The sequence below is a fragment of the Paenibacillus sp. UNC451MF genome, from assembly GCF_000686845.1.
Lineage (GTDB): Bacteria > Bacillota > Bacilli > Paenibacillales > NBRC-103111 > Paenibacillus_S.
The window spans coordinates 20,111-27,657 of record NZ_JMLS01000044.1; the positions used below are offsets into that span (position 1 = coordinate 20,111).

Consider the following 7,547-nt stretch of genomic DNA (forward strand, 5'->3'; position numbering starts at 1 on the left):
ACCTTGATAATTTTAGCAGATATACTAAATTTACGCAAGATATTATGATCGTTATCGATCATTTTATTAAAAAAGGAGGGCAGGGTGATTCGGAAAGAGCACACGCTGCCGATGCATTCATTCAGAATAAAAGACTGCGAGTAGGAGAGATAATTTTGCGAATTGTAGTATTAGGTGATTTTCATCTGAAAGAGGATGAGCTAGAGTGGACGGCGCAATGCATGGAAGATATCCGGGCATGTTCGCCGGATTTGATTGTCCCGCTTGGGGATTTTGGCAGCAATCGTTTGATCGGTAGTCCGGAGGGGCTGCAGCAATCCTATTCGCTGCTGTCCAGCATCGATAAACCCATTCGGGCGATATTGGGCAATCATGATTTGCAGAGGGAATCGGGAAACAAAGGGCAGGAACATGGAACGATGGAAAGGGAGCTGATCAGGCTATTCCGGCAACCATCTGCTTACGGCGTCATTGAAGAAAAAGACTTTAGATTAATCTTCATCAGCACGGACCCGCAGCCGAGCGATTCTTGCTACCAGGTGCAGGAATGTTACGTATCGGAGCAGCAGTTTTCCTGGCTGGCCCAAACCCTGCAGGAGCGTAAGGGAGTACCGGTGATTATGTTCACGCATGCGCCACCAATAGGGTGCGGGCTAAGAACAGTGCCGGGAGTTCATGTACGCGCTACCAATGCCTATCTCGATCAAAATCATGATCCAATGCGCTGGTTTCAATTGTTCCGCAATACACCGGAAATCGTTGTCTGGTTCTCTGCCCATTATCATTTGGGTCACGGATATCCGGATTCCAGTACCAACCGTCTTGGAACGACGTTCTTCACAACGGGTGTGCATGGATCGGCTACAAGAGACGGGGATAGATTGTCACGGGTGATGGACATTTCGGAGAATGGTATTCAGGTGAGAACGCTCGATCATCGGCAGCGCTTGCTTTTACCGGCTGCTGACTGGAAATCCACCGGTCCTCTAGGCGTTTTAGTCAGCGAAAAAAATAAAGCGCTTTCTAAAGAGGGAGGTGTACCAACTAACGATAATACACCTCTGACTTGCGTGGAGATTTGTCAGTTAGGTGATGGAGAGCCTCTGGCTCAAGGGATAGCACATATCGGGGGAGACCGCTGGCTCGTTGCCGCAAACGACGGGTATTTGTGGGAAGCTTCTGTCAGCGCTGATGCGATTTTAGGCACGCTGCATATTGGTTCGCCGGTTGACAGTGTGTCCGTAGGCAGGGAAGAAGCGGCATACACAGCAGATAACAGGTTGTTCTGGGTGGATATCCAGGATATATGGCGTTTTGCCAGAGAGAATCCCGATCGGAGGAACAAGGAGTTTATTGAGTTCGAGAACGGCATTACAAGTATTACTTATGACGAGGAGGGTCTCTTGTGGGCGGCTAGCGGATGCGAATTGTTTGCCATCGATACGAAGGATAACGAATCGGTTCATATGAAGCGAAAAACATGCGTCCATACGTTCCCGGAAAGGATTTCCCGGTTAATGGCCTACGGCAAGGGACTAGCGGTACATACACATAGCGGAGCCCTGTACAGCTTTATTAACGGACAGATAAGCCTGCTGGAACAGGATATCATTTGCTGGGACATGGAGGGCACGGAAAGTGCGGCACTTATTAATGAGGGTGACAATTATTATTTGACCTATCATAACGCTGCGGCTTTAAGCAAGCATCCGGTGCATTTGAAAGGCGGTCAAAACGGGGCCGAAAAGACGCAGATCGTTTGTCTTGGCGGAGGATATGTACTGCTCCATGATGCGGGTGTGGCCTCTTTGTGGAACATGGCTGCGAATGTCTGCTGCACCGTAGAGACGAAATTAAAAGTGATGGCACTAATGAAAGATAAAAATCCCGAGAAAAAACGTTTTGCTCTAGCCGTTGCCGCCAGCGGTCCGCATATCAGGCCACAGCTGCAGCTTTGGCAGTATGGTTTGTAAGGCAATGAAATTTTTTCGCCACACATGAAAAGGGGGTTTGTCTATGTTCATGAACTTGCATGGACTACATCGTACAGGAGCAGCCATTGTGCTGTCCCTATCTCTCATACTGACGGCGTGCAGCAATACTGCGGAAACTACTGCGAGGGTACAAGAGCCAACATCGGCGGTTAAGGAACCTAATACGACTCCCGTAACTTTAAGTTTATACCAGACCGGGTCGAGTCTGTCTGACGAACAATTCGAGCTCTTTGTGAGTTTGCTAAAGGCCAAAATGCCTTATGTCACATTGAAATTGGTGAGGGACGGAAAAGGAACGTCGCCCCAGGATCTTATAACCTCGGGTACGTTTCCCGATTTAATCTATACGGCGAACCCCAAGTTCCGTGAACTTCAAAAATTAGAGCTGGTCCAAAGTCTGGATAGCCTGATCAAAAGCAAAAACGTAAATTTAAGCATTTATGATCCGCGAGCTATTGAAACGATCCGCTCCTATAGCAGTCAAGGCGAATTGATCGCCATGCCCTTTGCCATGAATCTTGGTGCATTGTTTTACAACAAGGATATATTTGATAAATTCGGTGTACCGTATCCGAAAGATGGTATGGATTGGGAAGAGACATTGGAGCTTGCACGCAAAGTAGCAAGGGTCGACGACGGCAAGCAATATCGCGGATTAGAAGTGACGGATGCGCGTCACCTAGGTTCCGCTCTGTCGCTACCATGGGTAAAACCGGAGACGATGACCGCGGCGATCAACTCGGATCGCTGGAAACAGGTATTTCAGCTGATCCGCGATATAAACAGTATCCCGAATAATGAAATGCCTGAGAATGAGTATGGACAAAGTAATGACAGCTTCATTAAACGTCAAAATGTTGCCATGCTGCCGGGTTGGGCCAGCGGTACGTCCATTCAATTGGAAGAAGCGTACAGCAAAGGGACGACCTTTAACTGGGATATCGTATCGCTGCCGAATTTCAAAGAAGCGGTCGGTACGGGACGAGAGTACGACATTCAGGCATTTCTGCTCTCCAATAAAAGCAAGAATAAGGAACAAGCATTTGATGTCATTGAATTCTTAACTTCCGAATATGTACAGTCTATTGTTACGGCTAAAGGCAAGGTATCCTCGATCATCACACCGGAAATGCAAAAGAAATATGCTTCCGATCTGGGTAGCTTCCAAGGGAAAAACATCTCAAGCATTTTCAAAAATAAGTCAGCCCGATTGAATCCGCCGACTGAATATGATGCAATCGTTATTTCGAATTTGGGAGCGATAACGAAACGACTCGTTACAACCAATGATGATATTAATACAATTATGAGGAGCCAGGAAGAACTGACGAATAAACAAATCGAAGAGGAAAAGTTAAAGATCAAATAATACGTTATCCTAAAGAGCAATTTTTCATCAGCTAATGGTCAATATAAGTATATAGGTTCTAAAAGTATTCTCGGGCGTCCCTGCGAAAATCGTCAGAAAAACTTGATTCATGGCGCACTTTTACTTATGATAATGTAAAATCATGAATGTCGATCCGGGTAAGGATTGAAGTGAGGGAACATGCCGCAAAAGAAATCGCAAAGACCGAGATCAGCAGTGCATTCTATTGTCATTGCTTATTTCATAGTAATTTTTATCGTAACGGTGCTGCTAATATTACCTATTAGTCTAAAGCCCGGAGTTACACTTTCCTTTATGGACTCTTTATTCATTGCGGCAAGTGCCGTAAGTGTAACGGGGCTAACTACGGTCAGTACAGCAGAAACGTTCAGTCACTTCGGCACGGTTGTGCTGATGGTCGCCTTCCAATTAGGTGGTATCGGGGTTATGGCGATGGGCAGCTTTTATTGGATCTTGTTCGGCAAACCGATAGGCCTCTCACAGCGTAAGCTGATGATGATCGATCAGAACCGCTATCATTTATCCGGTATGGTCCAACTTATGAAGCTCATCATCGGGATGACGCTGCTTTTTGAAGGAGTAGGTACGATTTTGTTCGGAATCTACTTTTATTTCGCCGGTTATTATGAATCATTCTCAACCGCTATGTATCATGGGCTGTTTCATTCCGTTTCGTCTTATACGAATGCGGGATTCGATTTGTTCGGCAATTCGCTGCTCGATTATTCCGATGACTTCGTCGTGCAGGTGCTTACTATGCTCCTCATCGTGTTAGGGGCTATTGGCTTTCCTGTATTGGCGGAAGTCAGGGAGTACTTGTTCGGGGGTAATAAGAAGTTTCGCTTTACACTGTATACCAAAGTGACGACCACAACTTACGCCATATTGCTGCTGTTAGGCGCGGCGGGTGTCTGCGTGACGGAGGGGTCGAATTATTTTGCGGGGATGTCCTGGTATGAAATGGTGATGCATTCATTATTCACGTCGGTAACTTCTCGCAGTGCGGGGCTTGCTACGATGAATCCTGCGGATATGACCAATGCCAGTCAATTGCTCGTATCGATACTGATGTTTATCGGAGCCAGTCCATCGAGTATGGGCGGAGGCGTGCGAACAACGACGGTGGCGATTATTGTGCTGATGATTATTACGTTCATGCGCGGAGAAGAAGAGATACGGGTATTCGGGCGTTCGGTGCGGCGTGACGATATTACTAGAAGCTTTGTTTACTTTATGACGGGCTTGCTGCTTGTTGTGCTGGGGACATTCGTCATTCTCATAGCGGAATCGCATCGAATCAGCCTGGTTGCGGTTATCTTCGAGATTTGCTCCGCGTTCGGTACCTGCGGTCTTTCGACAGGCATTACACCTGAACTTTCCGCAGTGAGTAAACTGACGCTGATTATTCTGATGTATATAGGAAGAATTGGGATGACACTTTTCTTGACGACATTCACTCCGACCAAAGCCAAAGCGGATGTGCATTATCCCGAAGAGAGGCTTATTATCGGATAAGGGTTTACAATATATAGTATAGTGACGGGAAGGGCGATGTCCTTCCTTTTTCTATTTTGGTGATAAATTCTATCATTGAACACAGTCGATCTTCTTCGAAAGACCTCAATTGAGGCTTTCTCATGGACTGCAATCCATTTGCTTAGACTTGAACTGCAGCAGAAGCAGAAGAACGTCCAGTTCCTGACTAAGGGCAATCACTTCTTGATCGCAAAAATTATTTTTTACGTTTACGAGCTCTACAAGCCTCGCCCTGAGTATCTCCACTTGTTCTGCCAAGTCCATGATCAATAAATCCCCTTACCTTCAAAAATCTTACATCCATTTTATCATGTCTACTATGCAATGGGAAATCCGGCATCCAAGGAGGTCAGTTATTTAACTGTTTTTCCATAAGTAGGATATCGGCATAATGATCGTTTCATTTTATTAAAAAATTCACAATTGATGAGTATCCGATAAAAACAAGTTAGTTTCCGTTATGGTTGGGTCAGTTGTTCCTAACTATAATGGAGCTTATATTCCTGAAAGTGGGATTAGATAAAGGGGGATTTGGTGTGGCAAAAGGCAAGGCGGCATTCAAAAAAACAGGCTCCGTGCTGCTGGCGGCTGCTGTCATGACGACAGTGCTTTCCGGATGTGGCGGTGCAGGCACAGGCGAAGAAGCAAAGTCAGATGCAAAAGCAAAGGTAGATCTTAATGCACCGGTAACATTAATATTCAAATCGGATTTTGGCGATGACCAAGATGCGTTTGACAAAAAATACGGCAATAAAATCCGCGAGAAATTCCCTAATGTAACAGTGAAGTTTCTTCCGCGGGAACAGGGAGTCGGCATTAACGAGCTGATAACTTCTGGCGTATATCCAGATATTATGATAGGGAACACGTCCAACATTGATTCGTTTCTGATTAATCCGGGTCTTGCTTATGATATGAGAGAGCTGATCAAGAGCAACAACTATGACCTCAACCGTTTTGAAACAACACTGATTGATCAAATGCGCAATACGAACCCTAACGGAGATATTTACGGACTTCCAATGCCATATGGCGGGATGCAGCTGATGTTCTATAACAAGGGGTTATTCGATAAGTTCGGTGTACCTTATCCGAAGGACGGCATGACGTGGGACGAAGTGTACGAGCTGGCCAAGAAAATGACCCGCGTTGATGGAGGCGTGGTATATCGGGGATTCAGTTCATTTATTGGCGCAGTGCTTCGCGATAATCAATTGTCTGTCCCTTACCTGGATCCAAAGGCAGATAAGCTTGGTGACACGGAGAAGTGGAAGCGATTGCTAGAGAACTTGGGACGCTTCTATGAAATTCCGAACAACAACCGTGATCCTAAGAAAAGAAGCCAAACCGAAGAGGCAGGCGCTTTCAATAAAAATATGAATGTTGCCATGATGGTCAACCAATTCGGACAATATGCAGGTATACCGCCGGAAGTAAACTGGGATATGGTATCCATCCCAACTTTTAAGGAAGCTCCAGGCGTAGGAACACAAATTAACTCTGCTTACTGGTTTATTACGAAGACGAATCAGCACAAGGAGATTTCGTTTGCTGTTATCTCGTACTTATTGTCGGATGAAGTGCAAGCACTTGATGCGAAGCAGCTGGCAACCGTGCCGTCGCTCAAGAACACGAACGACGCGTTCAAGACTTTGGGACAGGATGTCCCAGAATTAAAAGGGAAAAACGTTAAGGCTTTGTTCTACCACAAGCCAGCTCCTACACCTCCTAAGCGTGCAGAGGGATTGATCGGAGCGGATCCGAATAAGCTGAAGGTGGCACTGGAAACGGCATTTAACTCCTATACGCTGGATAGCGTAGATATCAATACGGTTCTGCGCCAGACGGAAGAAACCGTTCAGAAGCTGGTTGAAGAGAAGAAGAACAATCCTCCGGCAGGAAGCGAGAAGAAATAACGAAAATAGCGCTGCTACCCGAAAGGGCGGCAGCGCTATTTTCAATCCGATAGTTTAAGAAGTACGTCTGCGAGTCAAATGGATGAATGTAATGGCAAGTGCCAATACAAGCACGGTGCCTTTGATAATGTCAAAGGCATAGTAAGGCAGGTTGAGCATGGTCAAACCGTTCAACAGCACCCCAATCAGTACGGCACCGAAGAACGTACCGATGACGTTAGGCTTACCGGCTCCGAAGACGGAGAAGCCGACGAATACAGCCGCTACCGATTCCATCAGAAGCGGAGCCCCTGCATCAATCTGTCCCGAGCCGACGCGTGCGGCGAACAAGATACCGCCGATGGCTGCGAAGATGCCGGAGAGCACATACGCTAACGTACGAACACGACTGACCGATATACCGGAGAGGCGTGCTGCCTCTTTGTTGCCGCCTGTTACGTACAACTGGCGGCCCCAGCGGGTGTAGGTTAAGAATATATGAACGACTATGACAGCTACGATCATAAGCAGCACCGGTACCGGAAGCCCGAACAGCTTACCTTGTCCAATCCAAAGGAACGATTCGGTGAATTTCCCTGGTGCCTTGGTTCCATCCTGCATTTGCATGTTGTTATAGATGGAGAAGCCCTTCGTGTACGTTTTGTGTACGCCGCCGATGATGTACATGACGGCCAGCGTGGCCAACAAATCGGGTATGCGCACCTTGACGAT

General features: G+C 46.6%; 6 protein-coding genes. 4 read left to right on the top strand and 2 right to left on the bottom strand.

What is annotated here, in order from left to right; all coding sequences use genetic code 11:
* Positions 1-155 precede the first annotated feature (155 nt).
* From BP97_RS0129375 to BP97_RS0129385, 3 genes are all read left to right on the top strand, one after another.
* Positions 156-1,973, top strand: coding sequence for a metallophosphoesterase (locus BP97_RS0129375; protein WP_197035560.1), 1,818 nt, complete (start codon positions 156-158; stop codon positions 1,971-1,973).
* Positions 1,974-2,016: 43 nt separating this feature from the next.
* On the top strand, positions 2,017-3,363 hold the full coding sequence (locus BP97_RS0129380; RefSeq protein WP_028552315.1) for an ABC transporter substrate-binding protein: 1,347 nt from the start codon (positions 2,017-2,019) through the stop codon (positions 3,361-3,363).
* A 180-nt stretch (positions 3,364-3,543) separates the two neighbouring features.
* A complete protein-coding gene (locus tag BP97_RS0129385) occupies positions 3,544-4,899 on the top strand; it encodes a TrkH family potassium uptake protein (RefSeq protein ID WP_028552316.1) in 1,356 nt (451 codons plus the stop codon).
* Between the two features lie 120 nt (positions 4,900-5,019).
* Here BP97_RS0129385 and BP97_RS39920 read toward each other — a convergent pair whose 3' ends face one another.
* The gene (locus BP97_RS39920) at positions 5,020-5,184 is read right to left on the bottom strand and encodes an aspartyl-phosphate phosphatase Spo0E family protein (RefSeq protein ID WP_081824422.1); all 165 of its coding nucleotides are present in this window, start codon (positions 5,182-5,184) and stop codon (positions 5,020-5,022) included.
* Positions 5,185-5,456: 272 nt separating this feature from the next.
* Between BP97_RS39920 and BP97_RS37800 the strand changes: the two genes are divergently transcribed.
* Positions 5,457-6,836 carry an ABC transporter substrate-binding protein gene (locus tag BP97_RS37800; protein WP_051621040.1) on the top strand — a complete coding sequence of 460 codons (1,380 nt, stop codon included), beginning with the start codon at positions 5,457-5,459 and terminating at the stop codon, positions 6,834-6,836.
* 54 nt (positions 6,837-6,890) lie between these two features.
* On the opposite strand, the gene BP97_RS0129400 is transcribed toward BP97_RS37800, so the two are convergent.
* The coding region (locus BP97_RS0129400) for an ABC transporter permease (RefSeq protein ID WP_028552317.1) at positions 6,891-7,547 on the bottom strand (657 nt) is incomplete at its 5' end.